Annotated in this window: 22 protein-coding genes and 1 pseudogene; 9 read left to right on the top strand and 14 right to left on the bottom strand. The window is 50.7% G+C overall.

Going from position 1 to position 21,875, the window contains the following annotated elements; translation table 11 throughout:
• Nucleotides 1-4: 4 nt before the first annotated feature.
• Nucleotides 5-1,573 (bottom strand): Re/Si-specific NAD(P)(+) transhydrogenase subunit alpha, encoded by a 1,569-nt coding sequence (locus NHAL_RS18765; RefSeq protein ID WP_013034731.1) that lies wholly within the window; start codon nt 1,571-1,573, stop codon nt 5-7.
• 241 nt (nt 1,574-1,814) lie between these two features.
• On the opposite strand from NHAL_RS18765, the gene NHAL_RS18760 reads away from it, so the two are divergent.
• Complete coding sequence (locus NHAL_RS18760; protein WP_013034730.1) at nt 1,815-2,156, top strand: hypothetical protein; 342 nt, start codon at nt 1,815-1,817, stop codon at nt 2,154-2,156.
• Nucleotides 2,157-2,215: 59 nt separating this feature from the next.
• On the opposite strand, the gene NHAL_RS18755 is transcribed toward NHAL_RS18760, so the two are convergent.
• On the bottom strand, nt 2,216-2,653 hold the full coding sequence (locus NHAL_RS18755) for a plastocyanin/azurin family copper-binding protein (protein WP_013034729.1): 438 nt from the start codon (nt 2,651-2,653) through the stop codon (nt 2,216-2,218).
• Nucleotides 2,654-2,988: 335 nt separating this feature from the next.
• Here NHAL_RS18755 and gltX point away from each other — a divergent pair, with 335 nt between their 5' ends.
• From gltX to NHAL_RS22150, 3 genes and pseudogenes are all read left to right on the top strand, one after another.
• On the top strand, nt 2,989-4,428 hold the full coding sequence (gltX, locus tag NHAL_RS18750) for a glutamate--tRNA ligase (RefSeq protein WP_013034728.1): 1,440 nt from the start codon (nt 2,989-2,991) through the stop codon (nt 4,426-4,428).
• Between the two features lie 228 nt (nt 4,429-4,656).
• Nucleotides 4,657-6,459, top strand: a complete 1,803-nt coding sequence (locus NHAL_RS18745) for a methanol/ethanol family PQQ-dependent dehydrogenase (protein ID WP_013034727.1) — start codon at nt 4,657-4,659, stop codon at nt 6,457-6,459.
• A gap of 128 nt (nt 6,460-6,587) precedes the next feature.
• Nucleotides 6,588-7,439, top strand: a pseudogene (locus NHAL_RS22150) (quinoprotein dehydrogenase-associated putative ABC transporter substrate-binding protein); the annotation flags it as partial.
• 269 nt (nt 7,440-7,708) lie between these two features.
• On the opposite strand, the gene NHAL_RS20755 reads toward NHAL_RS22150, so the two are convergent.
• From NHAL_RS20755 to NHAL_RS18715, 6 genes are all read right to left on the bottom strand, one after another.
• Entirely contained in the window at nt 7,709-8,101 is a 393-nt protein-coding gene (locus tag NHAL_RS20755; RefSeq protein ID WP_203434419.1) for a ClpXP protease specificity-enhancing factor, read from the bottom strand.
• 41 nt (nt 8,102-8,142) lie between these two features.
• Nucleotides 8,143-8,781, bottom strand: coding sequence for a glutathione S-transferase N-terminal domain-containing protein (locus NHAL_RS18735; protein WP_013034724.1), 639 nt, complete (start codon nt 8,779-8,781; stop codon nt 8,143-8,145).
• Nucleotides 8,782-8,997: 216 nt separating this feature from the next.
• Nucleotides 8,998-9,720: a cytochrome c1 gene (locus tag NHAL_RS18730; protein WP_013034723.1), complete on the bottom strand. Its 723-nt coding sequence runs from the start codon at nt 9,718-9,720 to the stop codon at nt 8,998-9,000.
• The gene (locus NHAL_RS18725; RefSeq protein ID WP_013034722.1) at nt 9,717-10,943 is read right to left on the bottom strand and encodes a cytochrome b; all 1,227 of its coding nucleotides are present in this window, start codon (nt 10,941-10,943) and stop codon (nt 9,717-9,719) included. The genes NHAL_RS18730 and NHAL_RS18725 overlap by 4 nt, the downstream gene beginning before the upstream one ends.
• Nucleotides 10,943-11,548 carry a ubiquinol-cytochrome c reductase iron-sulfur subunit gene (gene petA, locus NHAL_RS18720; protein WP_013034721.1) on the bottom strand — a complete coding sequence of 202 codons (606 nt, stop codon included), beginning with the start codon at nt 11,546-11,548 and terminating at the stop codon, nt 10,943-10,945. The genes NHAL_RS18725 and petA overlap by 1 nt, the downstream gene beginning before the upstream one ends.
• A 150-nt stretch (nt 11,549-11,698) precedes the next feature.
• Nucleotides 11,699-12,361 carry a DUF1614 domain-containing protein gene (locus NHAL_RS18715; protein ID WP_013034720.1) on the bottom strand — a complete coding sequence of 221 codons (663 nt, stop codon included), beginning with the start codon at nt 12,359-12,361 and terminating at the stop codon, nt 11,699-11,701.
• 273 nt (nt 12,362-12,634) lie between these two features.
• On the opposite strand from NHAL_RS18715, the gene NHAL_RS18710 reads away from it, so the two are divergent.
• The 4 genes from NHAL_RS18710 to NHAL_RS18695 all read left to right on the top strand — a co-directional run bounded on the left by NHAL_RS18710 (nt 12,635) and on the right by NHAL_RS18695 (nt 16,665).
• Nucleotides 12,635-12,964: an FmdB family zinc ribbon protein gene (locus NHAL_RS18710; RefSeq protein ID WP_013034719.1), complete on the top strand. Its 330-nt coding sequence runs from the start codon at nt 12,635-12,637 to the stop codon at nt 12,962-12,964.
• A gap of 275 nt (nt 12,965-13,239) precedes the next feature.
• Nucleotides 13,240-15,027 (top strand): aspartate--tRNA ligase, encoded by a 1,788-nt coding sequence (gene aspS, locus NHAL_RS18705; RefSeq protein ID WP_013034718.1) that lies wholly within the window; start codon nt 13,240-13,242, stop codon nt 15,025-15,027.
• Nucleotides 15,028-15,275: 248 nt separating this feature from the next.
• Entirely contained in the window at nt 15,276-16,373 is a 1,098-nt protein-coding gene (gene nadA, locus NHAL_RS18700; RefSeq protein WP_013034717.1) for a quinolinate synthase NadA, read from the top strand.
• Nucleotides 16,374-16,437: 64 nt separating this feature from the next.
• A complete protein-coding gene (locus NHAL_RS18695) occupies nt 16,438-16,665 on the top strand; it encodes a zinc-finger domain-containing protein (RefSeq protein WP_013034716.1) in 228 nt (75 codons plus the stop codon).
• Nucleotides 16,666-16,738: 73 nt separating this feature from the next.
• On the opposite strand, the gene NHAL_RS18690 is transcribed toward NHAL_RS18695, so the two are convergent.
• Nucleotides 16,739-16,939, bottom strand: a complete 201-nt coding sequence (locus NHAL_RS18690; RefSeq protein ID WP_041355205.1) for a DUF2905 domain-containing protein — start codon at nt 16,937-16,939, stop codon at nt 16,739-16,741.
• Between the two features lie 52 nt (nt 16,940-16,991).
• Here NHAL_RS18690 and NHAL_RS18685 point away from each other — a divergent pair, with 52 nt between their 5' ends.
• A complete protein-coding gene (locus NHAL_RS18685; RefSeq protein ID WP_013034714.1) occupies nt 16,992-17,948 on the top strand; it encodes a Nudix family hydrolase in 957 nt (318 codons plus the stop codon).
• Nucleotides 17,949-18,066: 118 nt separating this feature from the next.
• On the opposite strand, the gene NHAL_RS18680 is transcribed toward NHAL_RS18685, so the two are convergent.
• The 5 genes from NHAL_RS18680 to NHAL_RS18660 form a co-directional block, all read right to left on the bottom strand.
• Nucleotides 18,067-18,255 (bottom strand): DNA gyrase inhibitor YacG, encoded by a 189-nt coding sequence (locus tag NHAL_RS18680; protein WP_013034713.1) that lies wholly within the window; start codon nt 18,253-18,255, stop codon nt 18,067-18,069.
• The gene (gene zapD, locus NHAL_RS18675; RefSeq protein WP_013034712.1) at nt 18,252-19,019 is read right to left on the bottom strand and encodes a cell division protein ZapD; all 768 of its coding nucleotides are present in this window, start codon (nt 19,017-19,019) and stop codon (nt 18,252-18,254) included. Before zapD ends, NHAL_RS18680 begins: the two co-directional genes overlap by 4 nt.
• A gap of 95 nt (nt 19,020-19,114) precedes the next feature.
• Complete coding sequence (gene coaE / locus NHAL_RS18670; RefSeq protein ID WP_013034711.1) at nt 19,115-19,714, bottom strand: dephospho-CoA kinase; 600 nt, start codon at nt 19,712-19,714, stop codon at nt 19,115-19,117.
• A gap of 49 nt (nt 19,715-19,763) precedes the next feature.
• Nucleotides 19,764-20,633 (bottom strand): prepilin peptidase, encoded by an 870-nt coding sequence (locus tag NHAL_RS18665; RefSeq protein WP_013034710.1) that lies wholly within the window; start codon nt 20,631-20,633, stop codon nt 19,764-19,766.
• A 19-nt stretch (nt 20,634-20,652) separates the two neighbouring features.
• Nucleotides 20,653-21,873 carry a type II secretion system F family protein gene (locus tag NHAL_RS18660; RefSeq protein WP_013034709.1) on the bottom strand — a complete coding sequence of 407 codons (1,221 nt, stop codon included), beginning with the start codon at nt 21,871-21,873 and terminating at the stop codon, nt 20,653-20,655.
• Nucleotides 21,874-21,875: the final 2 nt, after the last annotated feature.

Here is a 21,875-nt window from a genome sequence, read left to right as displayed (position 1 = left end):
CCTCCTATTTCCTGAACATCCGCAGCATACGCTGGGTCACGAGAAAACCGCCTGCAATGTTGATGCTGGTGATTAAGATGGCGATTCCGGCCAGGAGTGCAATCAGAATCCCCGATTTAGACACCTGTATCAGCGCTCCGATGATGATAATGCTACTGATGGCATTGGTGACACTCATCAGTGGGGTGTGCAAAGAGGGCGTTACATTCCAGATAACCTGATAGCCCACGAAGCAAGCTAACACGAATACCGTGAAATGGCTCATGAAGGAGGGGGGAGCCACTGTCCCCAGGCCCCATAAACCTAGGCCGCCTAGGGCCATAATTAAAGCAATTCGCCATTCCGTGGGAAGTTTCCACTTTGCTTTTGCCTCGGCTGGGGCAGGCGCTGGTTGTGGTTGCTCTGGTTTGGGAGCAGGTGCGGCTGATATCTTAGGTGGCGGTGGGGGCCAGGTAATTTCTCCTTCTTTGATCACCGTGAGGCCCCGAAGCATCTCGTCTTCCATATTCAAATGGACGGTGCCATCCTTTTCCGGGCACAATTCTTCCAGCAGGTGACGCAAGTTGTTGGCGTAGAGTTGGCTCGATTGGGTGGGGAGGCGGCTCGGTAGGTCAGTATAGCCAATAATGGTCACCCCGTGTTTAACGACGACTTCATCAGGCTTCGTTAAGGCGCAATTGCCTCCCTGCTCGGCTGCCAGGTCAACAATGACACTGCCATCTTTCATCGACTCCACCATGCCTTCAGTAATGAGTACGGGAGCTTTTTTGCCGGGTATTAAGGCGGTGGTCACGATAATATCCACATCCATAGCCTGATGGGCGAAGAGGTCCATTTCTGCTTGAATGAACTCCTTAGTCATCTCCTTGGCATAGCCGCCCTCTCCAGCACCTTGCTCTTCAAATTTGAGTTCAAGGAATTCAGCCCCCATGCTCTGGACTTGTTCCTTCACCTCAGGCCGAGTATCGAATGCCCGCACGATAGCCCCAAGTCCTACGGCGGTCCCGATTGCTGAAAGTCCGGCAACGCCCGCACCGATGACTAGAATTTTAGCGGGGGGAATTTTTCCTGCAGCGGTAATTTGCCCCGCAAAGAAGCGGCCGAAATGATGGGAAGCTTCGATAATGGCCCGGTAGCCTGCAATGTTGGCCATTGAGCTCAGGGCGTCAAGCTTCTGGGCGCGGGAGATTCGAGGGACGCTGTCCATCGCTAGTACGTTGGCCTTTTTGGCTGCTAGGCGCTCCAGCAGCTCCGTATTTTGGGCTGGCCAGATAAAGCTGAGCAGGTAGCTGTCTTCCCGCAACAGCTCTAGTTCATCAATGCACAATTCGGGGTGCATTTCCGGAGGGCGGACTTTGAGGATGATATCCGAGTTTGACCATAAAGATTGGGGGTCCTCAACGATTTCAACCCCTGCTTCACGGTAGGCTGCATCGGAGAAATTGGCATTGAGGCCGGCACCGGTTTCCAGCGCCACTGAAAACCCTGATTTTTGCAAGCGCTCGGCTGCATCGGGGGTAGTGGCTACGCGCTTTTCACCCGTATGGATTTCTTTAGGAATTCCAATTCGCATTTTTATTACTTTAATCTATTGCTCCCGCTAAAGACGAAAAATTATCGCATACTTGCCAAACTTTGCAATTCTTGGCTGTAGCAATAAAGTTTGAGTTCATAAGTGAATTAGTGAATTGCCCCCAATTCCAGAGAAGAGATAGCGTAGAATAGAACTATTGCGCTAGGAACTGCTTTCTGGTGGGGTAGTCTGAAATTCCTGTGAGGAAACATCATCAAGAACCGAGCCAGAGGTGCAAGAGATGAGGACACTCAAGGTGCTAATTTTGGGGGCAAGCCTTATGGGCTCAGCCCTAGTGATAGCGAATGATTATCCTACTGCTATGCGAGTGGAGTATGTATTGCAGTGCATGGCGGCTAACGGCAACAAACCCGAGATACTGTATAAGTGTTCCTGCAGCATTGACGAAATTGCTCGTCAGGTGAGTGTCGACACCTATGTGGAGGGAAATACCGTACTTCAATTGATGAATGTGGGAGGGGAGAAAGGAGGCCTCTTCCGGGATCCAGAAGAGGGTCGGCGCAAGGCGGGGTTGCTCAAAAAGGCCCAGGCATTGGCCAATAAGAAATGCTTTTTCCAATAAGGCCGTTCAAGAATAAACGCCGCTTCTAGGGCGGCGTTTCTCAATATAGAGTTCTTTAATCACTGCCTAGCTTTGATAGCCTGCTTAGCCTTCCTGAAGGCCCGTTGGACCGCGCCATGGGCGCTTTTCACCTTTTCTTCCAGTTCAGCAAGGTTGTTAGGCTCACCGACCACAATGGCTCCCGTCATGCCCAGACCGATATGAGGGCTACATTCGTATAGATAAATACCTTCTTCTTCAAGGGTGATGTTAAAATTCTGGCCCATCTGGGATTGCCAAGGTTCAGCGCCTTCGGGGATAAGGCCATTGATTGATCGGGTGTCATGGGCGGACATATTGGTCCAGGTAATGGTATCGCCGGGTTCGGCGAAGACCACCATGGGGTTAAATGCCGGTCCTATGGTTTTAATGACATGGGTCTCGGCGGTGGCCATGCCCGAGAAGGCCAAGGCCATGATCAATGCTACACTTAACAAAGCGTTTTTGGCATTTATCATAAAGTTATCCCACTCTATCTTAAGGGTTAAACGGAGAGCCCGATTTTTTTGAGGATAATAATCATACCGATAATTCCCCTTTAAAGTCTAAGTCTTTACACTCTTGCCATGATCAAGGGGAAAAGAAGATTTGAGCACTATGAACGGCCATTTTCTCAGCTTAATTTTCTATCATACGGGCCATTGGGCTATGACTCATCGGTTGAGTTAGTCACCTCTGTCTAGGGAAAGTTCCTAAATTTAAGGTTTTCCAGGCCAGGGGCAAAGCACTAGCATCTTGCTAAAATACTCATTAGATATCCGGCGTTTACTTCATAAATCAGGTGATTTCCACGATGACAGTTTGTACCCGTTTTGCCCCTAGTCCCACCGGCTATTTGCATGTGGGAGGGGCTCGCACAGCGCTTTTTTCCTGGCTTTATGCGCGCAAACATGGGGGGCGTTTTATCCTGCGTATGGAAGATACCGACCGGGAGCGGTCTTCTGTCGAGTCGGTCAATGCCATCCTCGAAGGAATGACTTGGCTCGGTTTGGAATATGATGAAGGACCTTTCTACCAAACCGAACGTTTTTCCCGCTACCGGGAGATCGTTGAACAACTGTTGGCTTCCGGTCATGCTTACCTTTGTTACTGTACCCGAGAGGAACTGGAGGCGAGACGGGCTGAGCAGATAGCACGTAAGGAAAAGCCTCGTTATGATGGCCGTTGCCGGGAACGGCAGTCTCCACGGGAAGGGGTCTCCCCTGTGGTTCGTTTCAAAAACCCTCTGGAAGGCCAGGTCCTGATACGAGACTTGGTTCGCGGTACGGTGGTTTTCCAGAATAGTGAGTTGGATGATTTGATTCTGGCCCGTGCCGATGGTACCCCTACCTATAACTTAACCGTAGTGGTGGATGACATGGATATGGGAATGACCCATGTCATTCGGGGTGATGATCACCTCAACAATACTCCCCGTCAGAGCAATATTTTCTATGCCCTGGGCAAGGAACCGCCGGTTTATGGCCATGTGCCTATGATTTTAGGTCCGGATAGACAGCGCCTATCAAAACGCCATGGTGCCGTCAGTGTCATCAGCTACCGGGAGGCGGGATATTTGCCCGAGGCACTGTTGAACTATTTAGTTCGCCTGGGCTGGTCCCACGGGGACCAGGAAGTGTTTAGCGTGGATGAAATGATCAAATTATTTGACATCGCAGATGTCAATCAATCGGCCTCTATTTTTAACCCAGAGAAATTGCTCTGGCTCAATCAGCAGTACATAAAGAAGAGCGAACCCGCCCATATTGCCCACCATTTGAGCTGGCACTTGGGGCGGTTGGGGATTGATCCTTCCGAGGGGCCTGATTTGATTGCGGTCGTTCAAGCCCAGCAGGAGCGGGCCAAAACCCTGGTGGAAATGGCCCACAACAGCGTGCCGTTTTATCGTGATTTTGATGGCTATGAAGAAACAGCAGCCAGGAAACACCTTAAGGCTTCCGTACGGGAACCCTTACAAGATTTACGTGACCGTTTTGAAAAAGCCCAGTGCTGGGAAGCTTCCACCTTGCATGAAATTCTCCTCGCAACGGTGGAGAGGTATGAGCTGAAGCTAGGTAAATTAGCCCAACCTTTGCGGGTCGCGGTGATGGGGCGTCCTATTTCGCCCCCCATTGATGTCACCCTTGAATTGATAGGACGGGAGAGGACGCTTGCCCGCATCGACCAGGCCTTGGCCTGGATGAGTCACCGTGAGACCTCAACAGCGACTCCATCTGGACATGAAACGGCGTAGTTTCCGTATCCTTTAAGAGCAAATTTTTCTTATAAAAAGCTTTTCAATCAAAGCAGTGATTTCAGGAGTGGAGTTGACTTGGCGTAGAGCTGGTCTATGTTTACTCTCACACAGGAAGCGAATGGGGGGCGCCTGCTGCTATCGGCACTAGCTTTGCTTAGCTTACGGCAATAATAGCAGTAAGGCAATGAATTTCAAGCCAAATTCTTGCTGGAGAGGGTGATGACGATGAAGCTGAGAACGGTCTCATTGGCGATACTGGCATTGATAATGTCAGGAATGGAACTGGCCGCTGCTGATGAACTCCTGGAGATGCAGAAAAATTCTGATAACTGGATAATGCCTGCGGGTACCTACGATAACCAGCGTTACAGCAAGCTCGATCAAATCAACACCGACAACGCCCAGGATTTGCGAGTAGCATGGACTTTTTCCACCGGTGTATTACGGGGGCATGAGGGTAACCCCTTGGTTATCGATGGCACGATGTATGTTCACACCCCTTTTCCTAATAAGGTGTTTGCCTTGGATCTGGATGAGGATGGGGCGATTAAGTGGAAGTACGAGCCGGTGCAGAATTATGAGGAAACCGTTCCCGTCATGTGTTGCGATACCATCAATCGGGGACTGGCCTATGGGGACGGCAAGATTTTTCTAGCCCAGGCTGACACTACCCTGGTGGCGCTGGATGCCAAGACCGGCAAGGTCGTCTGGTCGGTCAAGCGTGACGATCCAAAGCAAGGGGCAACTTCAACCGGTGCTCCCCATGTTTTTAAGGACAAAGTTTTGGTGGGTATCTCCGGTGGTGAGTTCGGTGTTCGCGGCTATCTCGAAGCTTATGATGTGAACTCTGGTGAGAGAATTTGGAAAGCCTATAGCACTGGGCCGGACGAGGAGATGCTCATAGACCCTGAAAAGACCACCCATCTTTTAAAGCCGGTAGGTAAAAATTCTAGCCTTGAAAGTTGGGAGGGGGAGCAGTGGAAAATTGGCGGTGGCACTACCTGGGGTTGGTTTGCCTATGATCCGGAACTAAATTTGGTGTATTACGGGACCGCCAATCCCGGTACCTGGAATCCCGTACAGCGACCGGGTGATAATCGTTGGTCTATGACTATTTTTGCCCGGGATCTTGATACGGGTGTTGCCAAATGGGCTTACCAGATGACTCCCCATGATGAATGGGACTATGACGGCGTCAATGAGATGGTGCTGGTTGACCAGAAGATTGACGGGGAGGAGCGTAAACTTTTGGTGCATCTGGACCGCAATGGCTTTGGTTACACTCTCGATCGGGTCACGGGAGAGCTACTGGTTGCTGAGAAGTTTGATCCTGTAGTGAACTGGGCCACCCATGTTGATATGGAGACAGGGCGCCCCCAGGTGGATCCCCGCTACTCGACCCACCAAAATGGACAAGACGTTAATACCACCAATATCTGCCCGGCTGCCCTGGGTTCTAAAGACCAACAGCCGGTCGCCTTCTCACCCCGGACGGGCCTGTTCTATGTGCCTGCCAACCACGTGTGCATGAACTATGAGCCCTTCGAGGTAAGCTACACCGCAGGTCAACCCTATGTGGGGGCGACGTTGACGATGTTTCCGGGCGGCAAGGTATCGGGGGATGGCTCTACCCATCTAGGTCGGTTCTTCGCTTGGGATGCTCGGAAGGGGAAAGTCGTTTGGGAAATCCCTGAGCGCTTTTCCGTATGGAGTGGTACCCTGGCTACCGCAGGTGATATTGTGGCCTATGGGACTCTAGAAGGTTATCTCAAAGTGGTGGATGCCAAGAGCGGTCGTGAGCTCTATCGCTTCAAAACCCCTTCGGGCATTATTGGTAATGTGATGACCTATCAACACAAGGGTAAGCAGTATTTGGCCGTCCTCTCCGGCCTTGGTGGCTGGGCGGGGATTGGCATGGCTGCCGGTTTACAAGGAGAGACGGAAGGTCTGGGGGCGGTGGGCGCTTACCGCTCTCTTGAAGATTGGACCAATTTAGGCGGGACCCTGACGGTCTTTACCCTTCCATGATCAGCTTCCTGGTGACTGATAGAAAATAGGAAACAGGCGCCTGGTCCCGTGAAAAGGGTACCAGGCGCTTCTCTATTAGAAACTCCTTCCTGGTATTAGCCTCGGCTAAATTAAGCAATGATGGTTTTATGCCCCATAATACTTGCTTGGAGTCTAGAGAAATGGGTGAGCATGTAAAGAAAATTTTTGTGGTTTTTTGGATAGCCCTACTCGCTATAGCACCTGACCTCTCCCAAGGGGTAGAGGGGAGTAAGGAAAAAGTTCTAAGGGTCTGTGCTGATCCTAGTAACTTGCCCTATTCTGATCGCCAACAGGGCGGATTTGAAAATAAAATTGCCGAGCTTTTTGCGAAAGATTTGGGGTGGGATTTAGAGTATGTCTGGTTTCCACAGCGAATAGGGTTTATTCGGAATACCCTTAAAAAACCCGTTCCTACTGAGAAACGATATCGTTGCGACTTGGTCCTGGGCGTACCGACGGGTTATGACTTGGTTGCGACGACCAAACCTTACTATCGATCAACTTATACGATGGTTTATCGCAAGAAAAGTGGACTGGACCTCAAAAGTGTTCAGGATATCGCAACCCTTCGACAGGAGCGGGGCAAGCATCTGAAGGTGGCGGTCTTTGACCGCACGCCGGGGGTCGATCTACTGGTGAAATACCGTATTTTGGATCAGGCTCTCCCTTATCAGCTCCAATCAGGTGATGTAGAGGCTTACCACGGGCAGATATTGGAAACCGATCTTTTGGAGGGCAAATTCGATGTGGCATTGATTTGGGGACCCATTGCGGGCTACTTTGCCGCTAAAAGTCCTGAAAGCTTAGTCCTGATCCCCTTACACAGTGAGCCGAATATACGTTTAGAATATGCCGTCTCGATGGGAGTCCGTCGAGGTGAGGCCGCTTGGAAAGCCACGGTTCAAGATTTTTTGGATCGCAAAAAAGAACAGATTGACGCCATTCTTACTGATTACCATATTCCGCTACTAAGAATCTATGAAAATCCCATAGATTCGTTCGCGCCGTCTCTGCCATTGCCAAGCTTTAAAACCGTGGTCTTATATAGCTCTTGCGCGCATTTAACGTCTCGCCGTAGCCTGTCGGGACGGTGCTTAAGAGCACGGAGCCATGATAAACGCGAGGATTTAGGCGTGTCAAGGGCGCGGCAAAAACTGATATTTTCAGAGAAAACCATAATCAAACAGTTAAGAGCCCTTGGTGAAAAAGAAGGAATCAAGATAGCCAGTTATTTGACTACTCGTAAGGAGGGTTTGCGGCCCCCCGTATCGGAAGAGGGTGGAGAGGGAGGACCGCCGCCGTCATCGCCGTTACCCTCTTCTGGGAATACCATTCCCTGTCCGTTCTCCCGAGCATAAATAGCCAAAGTAGCACGAACGGGAAAGATCACTTTATAGGGGGCGCCGGAAAAGCGGGCAGAAAAGCTGATCCAGTCATTTTCTAGGGAGAGCTCACGCACCGAATTGGGATGGACATTGAGAACGATTTTGCCATCAGAGACATGCTGCGAAGGAACATTAACATCGGGCATCGAGGCATCTACCAATAGGTGGGGGGTTAAACCATTATCTACAATCCACTGGTATAAAGCCCGAATTAGGTAGGGGCGGCTGGAGGTCATGGGGGGGGTGGCGTTATCGACCATGACTTGCTTGAGTTCCTTCAGATGCTGCTGGTGGTTTTGGCTTGGATTTCCCGTTCCGCATTGCTTAAGCTTTTCTGGAAAGAATCCCGGGCGAAAACACGATTAGCGTACTCCTCAATAAGCTTAGCTTGGGGGGGAAGCTTGATATCTAGAGCGGGTAACCGCCATAGCAGGGGCGCTAAGGTACAGTCTAACAAAGAAAACTCTTCATTCATGAAAAAAGGCGTTTTTTCGAAGACTGGGGTCAATACAGTGAGATCCTCGATCAGCATTTTGCGCACTTTAGGCGTTATGCTAGAACGAGGTGCATTGCCAAGCAAGCGGTACCACTCCTGATCAATACGGTAAAGCATGAGTCGAATACGGGCTCTGGAAATAGGATCTACCGGCATTAAGGGGGGGTGGGGAAATCGTTCATCGAAATATTCCATGATGACCTTTGATTCGTACAATACCAGATCCCGATCCACAAGGGTCGGAGTCGAGTTGTACGGATTGAGCTGAACCAAATCCTCCGGCAAATGATCGGGTTCTACGTCGATGATGTCGGTGGAAATATTTTTTTCTGCCACGACGATACGGGTGCGGTGGCAACGCGGGCACAAAGGATCTGAATATAAGATTGTTACCGAACGCTTGCTAGGTGAAAGGGCCATAGAACCTTCTTCCCCACATTCCTGCTCCTGTGAGCACTCCTATGAATATTTTGATTTATAGTCACAGGGCTTGGGACAGTTTTTGCCAGCTGACGACCCACCTTCAAACCTTACCCCATTGAAGCCAATTTGAAAAAGGTATCACTGGCATTTGCTTAATTGGATCAGGTTGAATCATGGGTTGCGCTGGTCAAAAACTGTCCGAATTATCCTACCTCAATGAATGTCTTTCCAATATTCCTTTTTGAGGAAATAGGCGACGCCACAAAAGAGCGCAATGTAGAGCAGCACCCAAGGGCCAAGTTTTTCCCGCTCGAGCCGAGCAGGTTCGCCCACATAGGTCATAAAATTAACCAGGTCATCCAGCATCTGTTCGTACTCGCTGGGAGTCAAGGTTCCTTCAACCGCCAACTCAAGCTCTGTACTATGGGCTTCGCCTTCTTTATCAGCCAGTTGTTGCCACCCCTGTAGGGGCCATAGCACATGGGGCATGGCCGTATCCTTGAATACCAGGTTATTGACCCCGGTAGGGCGGTTTGGATCCAAATAAAAAGTTCGCAGGTAAGTGTGCAGCCAGGCAGGACCCCGGGAACGAGCCACCAAAGATAAGTCCGGCGGAGTGACACCAAACCAGCGTTCGGCATCCCCGGGTTTCATAGCGATTGTCATGGTGTCATGGATCTTATCCGTAGTCAGCATTAGGTTATCCGTAACCTGCTCTTCGGTCAGGCCCAGGTCCTCTGCCATTCGGCTATAGCGCATGTATTGAGCTGAATGGCAGCTGAGGCAGTAATTAACGAAAACCTGTGCGCCCCGTTGCAATGAGGCCTTATCGTTGAGATCGATCTCCACACTATCTAAAGGATAGCTGCTTGATACGGCCCAAACTAACGTGGTCGATGAGAAGAAGAGGAATAAACAAGCAATAATTCTTTTCATTTTGAGGTCACCCTTTCTGGAACGGGTTTGGTTTTGTCCAGTTTGGTGTAGATCGGCATTAGCAGGAAGAAGGCAAAATAAAGGATTGAAAACACCCTGGCAAACATGGTCAGCAGCGGTGTGGCAGGTTGCGTGCCCAGGTAGCCTAATGCCAAAAAGCTAACGACGAAGAGCCCTATGGCAGACTTAAAAAGCAATCCCCGGTAACGGATAGATTTGACCGGACTGCGATCCAGCCAGGGCAGGAAAAACCATAGGAAGATGGCGGCATCCATGGCGATGACGCCTAATAGCTTGTCGGGTATCGATCGCAATATGGAGTAGAAAGGGGTCAGATACCACAGGGGCCTGATATGTTCTGGCGTAGCGAGTGGATTGGCCGGCTCGAAGTTAGGATGCTCCAAGAACCATCCTCCTAGCTCAGGCGCGTAGAAAACGACCCAGGCAAATAGGAACAGAAAGATCCCAAATCCCCACAGATCCTTGACAGTATAGTAAGGGTGGAACGGAATGCCGTCTAAGGGGAGGCCATTGGGGTCTTTTTTCTCTTTGATTTCCACGCCGTCTGGATTGTTGGAACCTGTTTCGTGGAGCGCCATAATATGAGCGACGACCAGCGCAATCAGCAGTAAGGGCATCAGAAACACATGGAAGGCGAAGAAGCGGTTTAAGGTAGCGTCGGAGACCACATAATCGCCTCGAATCCATTCGGCTAAGCCTTCACCAATCATTGGGAAAGCTCCAAAGAGGGAGATGGTGACCTGGGCACCCCAGTAGGACATTTGCCCCCAGGGTAGCAAATAACCCATAAACGCCTCTGCCACCAGGGTAAGGTAGATTAGTACCCCAATGATCCACACCATTTCCCGGGGTTTTTTATGGGAGCCATAAATTATTCCACGGAACATGTGGAGATAGATCAGAATAAAAAATGCGGAGGCCCCGGTAGAGTGCATATAGCGGATCAACCAGCCCCACTCCACATCACGCATGATGTATTCAACAGAGCCGAAGGCTAGATCAGCCGCCGGTTTATAATTCATGGTCAAGAAGAGTCCAGTGAGCAACTGGATCACCAACACCAACATGGCCAGAGAACCAAAAAAATACCAAATGTTGAAATTTTTTGGTGCGTAGTATTCCGACGCATGCTCCTTCCATAGTTTGGAGATTGGAAGGCGGCTATCAATCCAAGTAAAAGTTTGGCTTATAATATTTTTCATTAGGCTGTCTCCCCTGGGGTTTCACCAATCAGAAGACGGTTTTCTGCAAGGAAACGATAGGGCGGTACCACCAGGTTTGTCGGCGCGGGGACCCCTGCATAGACCCGACCCGACATGTCGAAACGAGAACCGTGGCAAGGGCAGAAAAATCCACCTTGCCAATCAGGACCTAAGTCAGGCGGGGCCACCTCCGGGCGGAAGGTAGGGGAGCAACCCAAGTGGGTGCAAATCCCGATGACTACTAAGATTTCAGGTTCAATGGAACGATAGACGTTTTGGGCGAAGGGCGGTTGTTGAGCTTCTTCTTCGCTTAAGGGGTCGCGTAGTGTACTGCTCTCAGTAAGCGCCTCTACACTTTCTATCTCTTCCTGGGTTCGACGGAGAATCCAGACCGGTTTACCGCGCCATTCGACGGTCATAAGCTGGCCAGGTTCAAGATTGCTGATGTCGACTTCTACAGGGGCGCCAGCGGCTTGAGCTCGCTCGCTAGGTTGCATGGACTTGACAAAGGGTACTGCTGTAAAGCCCATGCCAACTCCTCCGACTACTGTTGCAGTAGTCGTCAAAAAGCGGCGTTTGCCCTGATCGACGCTATCTGTGCTCATAATTTTGCTCCCTTAACTAAAGGCAGATGACGAGAATTGTTATTTAATAATTGCTTTAATATTCATAAAAGAAGTCTGGAGCGTCGTTTGCATCGCGCAATTCTACCATAAAGAGCCGGAAAACTTGGCAATGATGGCGATAATGGGGGGTTAGGCCAGCAGAACGGCGATGATACCGGTGATGAAAATACCGTCAAACGTACCGGCGCCGCCGATGGAAGCGATTGGCGTGCCCATCCGGCGAACATCCTTGAGACGAAAAATATCTGCGCCGAGTAAAACCCCTAGGGTCCCGGCAATATAAGCGAGAGGCGCCCGATACTCAGGAGTGATGAGCTGGGCGGCAAGTGCCGCAGAGAGGGGAGCAATAAAGATAGGCATCCCGATTCCCATCCCCGGTATGGGCCGACTAAAAAGGTAACTCACCGTGCTGACCGCGGCAATTCCTAGAAGCGCCTGACTTAACTCTAGGCCACTGTTTTGAAATAAATAGAGAGAGAAGGTCAAGGGGATGAGGCAGCCTCCCGCATTAACCGCAATTATTGTTTTCCCATGGAAGGGTCTTTGTGGTGGACGCAGTAGACTCAACCGGGATTTGCCCTGGAATGATTCGGGAGGACGTTGCGCGGTGATGGAAAATAATGGCAGGTTAATAAGACTGCCAAACAAAGATCCAAACAAGAGTATTGCTGCAGACTCAGGGGAAAGGCCTAATTTTTCCACGGCCAGGGTCAAGGCCCCAACTTGGATGAAGACTATCAGAAAGCTGATGAGGAGAAAAACAAGCAAAAGGTGAAGAGGTGAGAAAGGCATAGCTATTGTGCCAAAGCAACTGAGTCTACAAAACTCATATCAAAAACAGGAATTGTAACACCCCCCTATTAATCCGCAAAGGCGTTAAGGGCATTGAAATAGGATATATTGTCCCCATATTGAGCAGGTGGCTTAACAGGGTGCTGAAAAACCTCCCTCTATTATAACCTTGTTAGCCTCAAAGATCACGATTAATGTGACATTAATTTTTTGATTTTTGGCGTATTTTTGGTCTCCCTACCGAGATGTTGAAATGGAGAGAGGAATTGCACTATGCCGATTTATGAATATCGTTGCCAGGCCTGTGGTCACGAAATGGAGTTGTTGCAAAAGATAGCCGATGAGCCATTACGGGACTGTCCCTCTTGTGGCGAAGGGCAATTACGTAAACTAGTGTCTGCCGTTGGCTTCCGACTCAAAGGTGGAGGGTGGTACGAAACCGATTTTAAAAGCGGTGACAAGCGAAACGTGGTCAGTTCTGGCGATGATTCTAATTCTAAGGGCAAGGAAAGTTCTGGAAAAGCCAAGGACAACCAGGAGGGAGCCCCTGCGGCTAAACCTAAACCGACTATAGGTAATTCCCCTGCTGCTACCACAGATTAGGGAATGGGCGCTCCTTGCAATTGCCTTTATCATATTCAATGCTGAGCGGGACTGGACCCACGCAGTGGATCCTAGCCGCGCAGGCGGGAATCTAAATCACTGCCCGAAAAAACGGGATATCCGCCTTCGCGGCTAGGATGAGGCCGGACCTTTTAGGTCAATCCCTGTAGGATTTAGGTGGCGGCAAAATTCTAGTCTTGTTGCATAGGCTGACCATGAAGCCGTAATATTCGTCACTTTATTTCAATGTTTCCTAATACGCTAAGGATTTCTCCATGCGCAGCCACTATTGCGGCGACCTTTCTGAAGCCCATATTGATCAAGAAGTTACTCTTTGCGGTTGGGTAAACCGACGCCGAGATCATGGAGGCGTGATTTTTATTGACCTCCGTGATCGGGAGGGTTTAATCCAATTGGTCTTTGACCCGGAGGATTCTCTCGATAACTTTAGACGTGCTGAGCAGGTACGGAGTGAATATGTCCTCCAGGTCAAAGGCCGGGTGCGGCCGCGACCGGAGGGAACCGAAAATCCGGATCTAGCGACGGGTCAAGTTGAGGTATTGGCCCAGGAACTTGTTTTACTGAACGCTGCGGAAACGCCACCGTTTCCCGTTGATGAGAAGTTAGAGGTGAGCGAGGAAATCCGGCTGCGTTATCGTTATATTGACCTCCGGCGGCCGGAAAGTCTGCAACGTCTGCGATTCCGCTCTGAAATTATCCGGCAACTGCGCAAATTCTTGGATGAGCGTGGGTTTCTCGATATCGATACCCCCGTTCTGACCAAGTCGACTCCCGAGGGTGCCCGTGATTTTCTGGTTCCGAGCCGAACTCATCCCGGGCAATTTTTTGCTTTACCTCAGTCCCCCCAACTATTCAAACAGCTCCTCATGATTGCCGGGGTAGACCGTTACTATCAGATGGTGCGTTGTTTTCGCGATGAGGATCTACGAGCTGACCGTCAACCCGAGTTTACCCAACTGGACATAGAGACCTCATTCCTTCATGAGGATGAGTTTATGGGATTGATGGAAGAGATGATCAAGGAGCTGTTTGCCACGGTATTGGGAGTTCCTCTCCACACGCCATTTATCCGGATGCCTTACGCCGAGGCTTTGGCTTGCTTTGGTTTGGACAAGCCCGATTTGCGCATTCCCCTAAGGTTGGTGGAAGTGGGGGACTTGATGAAGACGGTGGAGTTTAAGGTCTTTGCGGAACCGGCCCAAGATCGGGAGGGGCGAGTCGCCGCGCTGCGATTGCCTGGCGGTGGCAAGCTCAGCCGTAAAGAAATCGATGACTACACTAAATTTGTAGCTATCTACGGTGCCAAGGGTTTGGCCTATATTAAGGTGGTTGAACGTAGCCGGGGGCGGGAGGGGTTGCAGTCCCCTATCCTTAAGTTCTTGCCTGACGAGGTGGTTGGCGCCATTATGGACCGCACTGGTGCCGAGGATGGAGATGTCATCTTCTTTGGCGCTGACAAAGCCTCTATCGTCAATGAAGCTCTCGGCGCTTTACGAGTGAAGCTTGGCCATGACCACGGCCTAGTGGAACATGGCTGGCGCCCTCTCTGGGTGATAGATTTTCCCATGTTCGAGTGGGATGAGAGCAGCAACCGCTGGAACGCTTTGCACCATCCTTTTACTTCCCCTAAAGAAGAAGATCTTCCCCTGCTAGAGCAAAATCCGGGTGCCTGCCGGTCCCGTGCCTATGATTTGGTGCTCAATGGTACTGAGGTGGGTGGTGGCTCCATGCGTATCTTTCGGTCCCCGGTCCAGAGTCAAGTTTTTCGTCTGCTAGGGATTGGGGATGAGGAGGCCAAGGAAAAATTCGGGTTTCTGTTGGATGCGCTAAAATATGGCTGCCCGCCCCATGGGGGGATTGCATTTGGGTTGGATCGTCTGGTGATGTTGATGACTGGCAGCGCTTCGATCCGAGAAGTTATCGCTTTTCCCAAGACCCAGACGGCGGCTTGTCCCCTTACAGGGGCCCCTGGCCTGGTTGCAGAAGCGCAATTGCGTGAACTTGGGATTCGAGTGCGCAAATCAATTCCAGAGAATGGGTAAATTATTGAATATCAATGGGGTTTTTCTGAAAACAAGTCCCTTGTTTTCAGAAAAACCAGGTACCCAGCCGCTAACTCCCTACGCTCAAGATTCCCTATAGGATAGACCCAGTGGGGTCTGTACTTGCGCTATTGTTGAAATTCAACCGCTTCTTTTTTTACCCATTAAGGGCTACCCATTTGCTATAATTCTTTAGTAAAATAGTAAAGAATTTATTTTTTTACCGTTCCTAGTGAAGATAATTAAAGATGGCTGAAGCGGCAGTAATTCAAAGCTACATTGACCTTAGTGATAATGAGTGTGAGGCCCGGATTGCCAGAGCCAAGGCGGCTTTAGGCTCCCAGGTCGTTATCCTTGGGCACCACTATCAACGGGAAGAAGTTTTCCGGTTTGCTGATTATTCCGGGGACTCTCTCAAATTGTCGCGCCGGGCCGCTGCCTCAGATGCCCGCTATATTGTTTTTTGCGGGGTCCATTTTATGGCCGAAGTGGCGGATATTCTGTCTCGCCCTGAACAAAGGGCTATTCTCCCTGATATGGCCGCAGGCTGTGCCATGGCTGATATGGCGGATCTAGCCAAGGTGGAGCGGGCCTGGCGGGAATTAGGCGAGATTTTGGAGCCTGAACAAGAGGTAACCCCGGTCACTTATATCAACTCCGCCGCCAACCTCAAGGCCTTTTGTGGCCGCCACGGGGGTATCGTCTGTACCTCAAGCAATGCCCAGGCGGTCCTTAAATGGGCCTTTGACCGCCGTGAAAAGGTGTTGTTTTTCCCCGATCAGCACTTGGGACGGAATACTGGCTATGGTATGGGGATTCCACTAGAAGAGATGGTGGTTTGGGATTTTAATCAGCCCTACGGAGGATTGACTCGGGAACAGATTCAGGCGGCACGGATGATCCTATGGCAGGGCCACTGTTCGGTGCATCAAATGTTCCAGCCGGTCCATATCGATCGTTTTCTGGAGCGCTATCCTGATGCAAAAGTCATCTCTCACCCTGAAAACAGTTTCGAGGTCTGCCAGAAATCCCATTATGTCGGCTCAACCGAATATATCATCAAGGCTATCCGGGAGGCAGAGCCCGGTACCCGTTGGTTGGTGGGGACCGAGCTTAATTTGGTAAATCGCTTGCGTGAGCATTACAAAACGGAAGGTAAATCTATCCACTTTATGTCACCCACGGTATGTATGTGCTCAACCATGTTTCGGATTGATCCTCAGCATTTGGCCTGGAGCTTGGAAAACTTAATTTCTGGGCAGGTGGTGAATCAAATTAAGGTACCCGAAGAAGAGGCTGAGCTTGCCCGCTTGGCTTTAACTCGTATGCTGGAGGTCTCCCCCTAAAGCAGGTAATATTCTTTTTACCTGAAACCCCATGAGTAACTGCAAACCAATATAGGGTGAATATATGGCCGTGAGCGAAACAACAGCCCCGGATAATAATACTTCTCCATCCCATGGAACCCAGGCTAATGAAGCCCGCCGCTATGAGGTTACGCGCGCGGATCTACCCTTATCTTGTCCGATGCCCTCTATGGAATTATGGAACTCCCACCCCCGGGTTTATCTCCCAATCGAAGAGACGGGGCGGGAACGTTGCCCCTACTGTGGGGCGATATATGTGCTCAAGGACTAATAAGATCAGGCTAGCAAAGCTTGAAGTTTAGGATAACTGTTTAATTCTCCTTATTATGGAGTAGGTTCACTCCTCAGCGGCAGAACAGCCAAAAGAGTAAGGAGAGAATTAAACTAATCAAGATGGATGTGGTAATCGGGAAATAGAAGCGGAAATTTTCCCGCTCAATGACAATGTCGCCGGGCAGCCGGCCGAGACCCAACTTGGTCAGCCATGGCCAAAGGACCCCTATCGCAACTAAAATGAGTCCCAGGGTGATTAGCAGTCGCGGCATCGACATTACACCTGGCCTTCTTTAAGCCCAGTTCCACAAAATAATCCCTTCCATGATACTACAGGTAGCTGCAGGTGCAATCTTTAATGGGCAGGGCCAGGTATTGTTATCCAAACGCCCTCCCCATGTCCATCAGGGCAATTTGTGGGAATTTCCGGGAGGCAAGCTCAATCCAGGCGAGAGTGTAGCCCAGGCCCTTTCCAGGGAGTTATGGGAGGAACTCGGGATCCGGGTTCTCCAAGCCCGCCCCTTACTGCAGGTGCATCATGATTATCCGGATCGGTCCGTGCGACTCCATACTTGGCGGGTCGATCGCTTTTCTGGCGAGGCTAGGGGCCAAGAAGGCCAACCTGTGGAATGGGTTTGGCCTGCGGATTTAAGCAGCTATCCTTTTCCGGCGGCCAACCAACCCATCGTTGCGGCGGTGCGTCTGCCACCCACTTATCTTATTACGGGGGAGCCGATTGGGGACCCGGCGGTATTCTTAGACCGTTTACTCCAGTCATTGCGAGCCGGGGTGCGGTTGGTCCAGCTGCGGGCTAAGAATCTTAGTCCTTTGCATTACCAAACTTTGGCACGGGCAGCCCGGCGTTTGTGCCTGGAGCATGGGGCAATCTTATTGCTGAATACCTCGCCAGCTCAAGCTGTGGAGTTGGGGGCCGATGGGGTGCATCTGACCAGTGATCGTTTGATGTGCCTCTCCCGACGGCCCTTGGCGGCGGATCGATGGGTAGCGGCTTCCTGCCATAACCCTGACCAGTTGGCCCACGCTGCCAGAATTGGCGTTGATTTTGCCGTACTAGGACCCGTCCTTGAAACGCTGTCTCATCCACAGGCATCGCCCCTGGGTTGGGAGCGATTCCAAACCCTAGTGGCGCAAGTTCCTTTTCCCGTTTACGCCTTAGGAGGCATGGGACTGGAGCATTTGGAGGAAGCGTGGTATTGCGGAGCCCAAGGTATTGCCGCTATTCGAGGGTTGTGGAGCCCACCTCTTAGAGTTTCATCGTGACTGATTTCGATTTTCCCCATTGAAAAGCTCATCAGCCCGACAGGCGCTTTCGGCGAGCCGGTTTACTTCGCCACCTCAGTAAGGGGGCGTCGTGGCTCCTGTACTCCTTCAAAGGCGGTCACTCTTCTGAAGAAGGACCAAATTTTGTTTCCTCTCCTGGGATCCGATGGGTTTCTGTGGCCCAGGCACTGAGATCAATCAGTCGACAGCGTTCGCTACAGAAAGGACGCCAGGGGTTTTCCTGGGACCAGAGGGTTTCACGGCCGCAGGTGGGGCAATGGATATGCCGTTTCCTATTCTCACTCATATAGCACAGCAGCATAGCTCGAAGGAGATGTCCTCTTCAACGGGTTGGGTTTGTTTATCAAGAGAAAAAACCATGAAACGTATACTAAAACGATGTTTTCCCCCGCTGATTTCCGGAAAGCAATCGCTATCGGGAGGCAGCAGTACCCTGACCATTTGGTAAGGGGTGTGGGTGTCTAGGTTTTGTTGATAAAGCCCTCCTTTAGCTACGTGCGGCGTAGGGGGAGCGCTGCTTCGAATGAGTTGAAGAATGAGTTCCGTGGCGTTGCGGATAGGATCAAAGTCTTGAAACCAATTTTCGAGATCCGAAACACGTTGCTCAACCGGTAATCTTCGCCAGTAGTGATAGCTAGGCAGATCAAAGTCGCAGGTACCGCCGGGAATAGTAGATCGTTGCCGGATGCTATGGAGAAACTCACTATCTTTAAGCTGTTGGCCAAGTTGCATATTATTGGCCCGCAGGGTGTCCGCAAGACTTTCAATCTGTTGCAAGAGTTCGTCTAGGCGCTCTTGGTCCACATGGGGGGACTTTTGGAGACGCGATAGATTGGTTTGTAGGCGTTCTAACTCTTTGATAGCCTCGGTTTTTAGATCACTTCGACCAAAGATAGTCAGCAATTCGAATAGGCCAGTGAGTGCTACTTGGCTATCCCATTCTGACTCACCCGGCAGGTAGTGTTGGACCTGACGGAATAGGAACTCGAGCCTAAGCAGGGTCCGGATCCTTTCGTTAAGTGGTTGTTCGTAAAAATTTTTATTTAGCACAATAATTGCTTATCCAGCGGGACAAATTAGCCATACCTCGTCCTCTTTCTCTATAAACTAAACATTTTCGATCAGGTTGAGGTGAGTAGCAAATGCTAGGAAGCCAAGGAGAGATATTTTTGGTGGCAACGCTCAATTTGGCGATGCAGGGTGGCCAAATCGGTATCATTGACAATAACGTCATCAGCGGCGGCAAGTCGGACCGCACGGGGGCATTGGGTCCGAAGAATAGCATCAATTTCCTCATCTGAAAGCTGGTCCCGGGCTTTAACCCGATGGCGTTGGATGGTCTCAGGGACATCAATGACCAGGGTTCGGTCAATAGCGCCTTCTTGAGCAGTTTCCACCAGCAAGGGAATGACGAGAATGCAGTAAGGTGCTGCCAGTCGAGCAGCCCGGTGATGCATCTCCTGAAGTATTCGGGGATGTAGTATTGCTTCTAGGCGAGCTTTTAACGCTTCGTTGGCAAATACTAGGCGGCGTAAGCGAGCCCGATCGAGCATTCCTTGAGCATTTAATATTTCTTCGCCAAAAGCGGCAATAATCTCAGCAAGGGCCGGTTGGCCGGGTTCGACTAATTCCCGGGCGATGATATCGGTATCGATAACGGGGACGCCTAATTCGGCAAAAATACGGGCTGCTGTAGACTTGCCGCTACCAATACCGCCGGTGAGTCCAACCTTGTAAATAGTCATTTTTCAGCAGCTTATGGGTGTGTCTCCTTGGTGTGAGGAAAGCCCCAGTTTAACCGAGCCCTGTGAAGGAGAGATAAAACTGGTTGATATCCTGTCCCCACATCAAGGCTAACCAACCGGCAGCGGCAAGATAAGGGCCAAAGGGGAGGGGGGTTTCTCGGTGTTGGCTGGAAAGAGCGAGCCATACAGTGCCCAGTATGGCGCCGACCAATGAGGAAAGTAGAATGATGGCAGGAAGCATCGTCCAGCCTAACCAGGCACCCAGGAGTGCTAAAAGTTTGAAGTCGCCATATCCCATCCCCTCTTTTTTGGTAAGCAGCCGAAACAGGTGGTAAACCAACCATAGGGAAAGATAACCCGCCATGGCGCCAATTAGGCTGGTTCGGACGTCCGTGAATACCTCAAATAAACTTAGTCCTAGCCCAAACCAAAGAAAAGGAAGGGTAATGCTATCGGGCAGCAGCTGATGGTCAAAATCGATAAAGGTGAGCGCAATGAGGGCATAGCTTAAAAGCAAAGCGGCAATGGTTTCCCAACTGACGCCAAAGTGCCAAGCTACGGCAGCAGAAATCACGCCGGTTAAAAGTTCTACCAGGGGATAGCGGGGAGAGATAGGGGCGCCACAGTGATTGCAGCGCCCTAGGAGCAGAAGATAACTGAATAAGGGAACGTTCTCCCAAGCTCGGATTTTGTGGCGACACGCTGGACAGTGAGAGCGGGGGACGAACAGGTTGAATGGTTCCTGCTCCAGTAGGGGGTGGTCATGCAGTTCTGCGCATTGACCCTCCCATTGTCTTTCCATCATGAGAGGAAGACGGTAAATCACCACATTGAGGAAACTGCCTACGGCCAAGCCTAGGAGAAAGACTGAAGCCACAAAGGCAGCAAGATGGTTCTCAAAAAAGGCAATAACTTCCATGAATTCTAATCAAATCCAGTTAAACGACCGACCCCATCTTGAAGATGGGTAAGTACATGGCGATAACAAGGCCACCCACCAAAACCCCTAGTATCGCCATGATAAGCGGCTCTAGCAAGCTACTGAGGGCATCAACGGCATTATCGACTTCCTCCTCATAGAAATCTGCCACTTTGGCCAGCATCTGATCGATTGAGCCTGCTTCTTCACCAATGGCCACCATCTGCACCACCATATTAGGAAATAATTGGCTGTTGCGCATAGCTGCCTGTAACTGGGTCCCGGTGGAGACCTCATCGCGTATGCGGAGGATGCCCTGAGCATAAACGGAGTTGCCAGCAGCGCCAGCCACAGAGGCCATGGCTTCAACTAAGGGAACGCCGGCAGCAAACATGGTCGAGAGGGTACGGGCATAGCGGGCGATAGTGGCCTTATTTAGGATTTCGCCAATTACCGGCAGCTTGAGTAGTAATTTATCGAAGAGATGGTTGATTTTGCGTGAGCGCCGCCTGGCTTCGATAAGGCTATAAATGGCGACTCCCATGCCCCCAAAAATGGCCCACCACCACTCTTGAAAGAGGGCGGAAAGCTGGAGCACTAATAAGGTGAGGGCGGGGAGATCGGCACCGAAATTCTGGAACAAGGTTTGAAATTGGGGGATAACGAAGATAAGCAAAATTGCGGTAATGATAAAAGCCACCACCACCACGGCGGTAGGATAGAAGAGTGCTTTTTTAATCTTTCCCTTGATGGCCTCTGTCTTTTCTTTGTAAGTGGCGATTTTATCCAGCAAAGTCTCGAGGGTACCGGACTGCTCCCCGGCATTGACCAGGTTACAAAAAAGGTCGTCAAATTGCCTGGGGTGTTTTTTGAGGGCTTCAGCCAGCGTGCCGCCACCCTCCACTTCCCCCTTGATATTCAGGACCAGCGCTTGCATGGAGGCATTTTCATGGCCGCGGCCTATAATTTCAAAGGCCTGAACCAACGGTACGCCCGCGGACATCATCGTCGCCAGTTGGCGGCTAAAGATGGCAATCTCCTTAGGGGTGATTTTTTTCTTGCGCCGGCCAAACAAAGGCGTGGGTTTTTTGCGGACCTTTAAGGGTACAATGCCTTGTCGCCGGAGATCGGCTTTCACCATGCTGGTGTTTTTGCCGTTGACCTCGCCCTTAACCCGCTGCCCCTGCCGGTTGGCGCCTTCCCAGACAAAAATCTGTTGTTTTGTTGCCGCTTGCGCCATCA

The sequence above is a fragment of the Nitrosococcus halophilus Nc 4 genome, assembly GCF_000024725.1.
Lineage (GTDB): Bacteria > Pseudomonadota > Gammaproteobacteria > Nitrosococcales > Nitrosococcaceae > Nitrosococcus > Nitrosococcus halophilus.
The sequence above is the reverse complement of the archived record's forward strand: the minus strand, read 5'-3'. Positions and strand labels throughout refer to the sequence as shown.

Coding starts and splice junctions, on each gene's coding strand:
- NHAL_RS18725 (WP_013034722.1), bottom strand. CDS start 10,943: ATGAAAAATATTATAAGCCAAACTTTTACTTGGATTGATAGCCGCCTT.
- NHAL_RS18765 (WP_013034731.1), bottom strand. CDS start 1,573: ATGCGAATTGGAATTCCTAAAGAAATCCATACGGGTGAAAAGCGCGTA.
- NHAL_RS18680 (WP_013034713.1), bottom strand. CDS start 18,255: ATGAGTGAGAATAGGAAACGGCATATCCATTGCCCCACCTGCGGCCGT.
- NHAL_RS18710 (WP_013034719.1), top strand. CDS start 12,635: ATGCCGATTTATGAATATCGTTGCCAGGCCTGTGGTCACGAAATGGAG.
- aspS (WP_013034718.1), top strand. CDS start 13,240: ATGCGCAGCCACTATTGCGGCGACCTTTCTGAAGCCCATATTGATCAA.
- NHAL_RS18715 (WP_013034720.1), bottom strand. CDS start 12,361: ATGCCTTTCTCACCTCTTCACCTTTTGCTTGTTTTTCTCCTCATCAGC.
- NHAL_RS18745 (WP_013034727.1), top strand. CDS start 4,657: ATGAAGCTGAGAACGGTCTCATTGGCGATACTGGCATTGATAATGTCA.
- gltX (WP_013034728.1), top strand. CDS start 2,989: ATGACAGTTTGTACCCGTTTTGCCCCTAGTCCCACCGGCTATTTGCAT.
- coaE (WP_013034711.1), bottom strand. CDS start 19,714: ATGACTATTTACAAGGTTGGACTCACCGGCGGTATTGGTAGCGGCAAG.
- NHAL_RS18685 (WP_013034714.1), top strand. CDS start 16,992: ATGATACTACAGGTAGCTGCAGGTGCAATCTTTAATGGGCAGGGCCAG.
- NHAL_RS18730 (WP_013034723.1), bottom strand. CDS start 9,720: ATGAAAAGAATTATTGCTTGTTTATTCCTCTTCTTCTCATCGACCACG.
- NHAL_RS18690 (WP_041355205.1), bottom strand. CDS start 16,939: ATGCCGCGACTGCTAATCACCCTGGGACTCATTTTAGTTGCGATAGGG.
- NHAL_RS18660 (WP_013034709.1), bottom strand. CDS start 21,873: ATGGCGCAAGCGGCAACAAAACAACAGATTTTTGTCTGGGAAGGCGCC.
- petA (WP_013034721.1), bottom strand. CDS start 11,548: ATGAGCACAGATAGCGTCGATCAGGGCAAACGCCGCTTTTTGACGACT.
- NHAL_RS18665 (WP_013034710.1), bottom strand. CDS start 20,633: ATGGAAGTTATTGCCTTTTTTGAGAACCATCTTGCTGCCTTTGTGGCT.
- NHAL_RS18760 (WP_013034730.1), top strand. CDS start 1,815: ATGAGGACACTCAAGGTGCTAATTTTGGGGGCAAGCCTTATGGGCTCA.
- NHAL_RS18755 (WP_013034729.1), bottom strand. CDS start 2,653: ATGATAAATGCCAAAAACGCTTTGTTAAGTGTAGCATTGATCATGGCC.
- NHAL_RS20755 (WP_203434419.1), bottom strand. CDS start 8,101: ATGACCTCCAGCCGCCCCTACCTAATTCGGGCTTTATACCAGTGGATT.
- nadA (WP_013034717.1), top strand. CDS start 15,276: ATGGCTGAAGCGGCAGTAATTCAAAGCTACATTGACCTTAGTGATAAT.
- NHAL_RS18735 (WP_013034724.1), bottom strand. CDS start 8,781: ATGGCCCTTTCACCTAGCAAGCGTTCGGTAACAATCTTATATTCAGAT.
- NHAL_RS18695 (WP_013034716.1), top strand. CDS start 16,438: ATGGCCGTGAGCGAAACAACAGCCCCGGATAATAATACTTCTCCATCC.